A 603-nucleotide genomic window follows, 5' to 3' on the forward strand; every position below is an offset into this window, starting at 1 on the left:
CGGGTCGGGCACCGTCGCGGGTGAGGTGGTGCAGCTCGTCGGTGCGGCGGTCCTCGGCGGTGGCCAGTACGGCGAGGCGGGCCCATACGGTGACGGCGCGTTCGCGGCGGGCCCGGTGCGCAGCCGCCCGCCCTCGGCCCGCAGCCTGCGAGACGCAGGAGACCACCAACGAGATACGCCGGATCCACGAGGCCAACCACGGCGTCTACGGACCCCGCAAGGTCCACGCCGCCCTCCTGCGTGAGGGCGCGAGGCCGCTCGCTGCACGGTCGAGCGCCTCATGCACGCGGCCGGACCGTGCGGGGTGACCCGGGCCAAGACCCCCCGCACCACCCGCCCCGACCCCGGGACCGACCGGCCCCGGGTACGTCAGCGCGAGGTGGTGGCCGGCTGCCGGCCTCCCTCTGCCCAGCTGTGGGAGTGGAGTGGGAGACGAATGGGAGACGATCAAGCCGAGGGAGCTCGAATTGCCTCTAGAAATCTCTAGATCAGGGCATGGGTCTGTCGCTCGGAAGCCCTCGCTCAGCCTGCCGACTCGGCCGCGTTCGGGCTCAGTGCGCCCACGCTGACCAGCACGATGATCAGGATGCCGAGCAGGATGCG

The 603-nt window shown here is 72.3% G+C and carries 1 protein-coding gene and 1 pseudogene; one reads left to right on the forward strand and one right to left on the reverse strand.

Going from position 1 to position 603, the window contains the following annotated elements:
• A partial coding sequence (locus O3Q52_RS53900; protein WP_269655652.1) for a hypothetical protein occupies positions 1–196 on the reverse strand: 196 nt, incomplete at its 3' end.
• Here O3Q52_RS53900 and O3Q52_RS53905 point away from each other — a divergent pair.
• A pseudogene (locus O3Q52_RS53905) lies at positions 171–283 on the forward strand (IS3 family transposase); the annotation flags it as partial. The gene O3Q52_RS53900 and the pseudogene O3Q52_RS53905 sit on opposite strands and share 26 nt — an antisense overlap.
• Between the last annotated feature and the right edge of the window lie 320 nt (positions 284–603).

The organism is Streptomyces sp. ActVer (assembly GCF_027270795.1).
GTDB lineage: Bacteria > Actinomycetota > Actinomycetes > Streptomycetales > Streptomycetaceae > Streptomyces > Streptomyces umbrinus_A.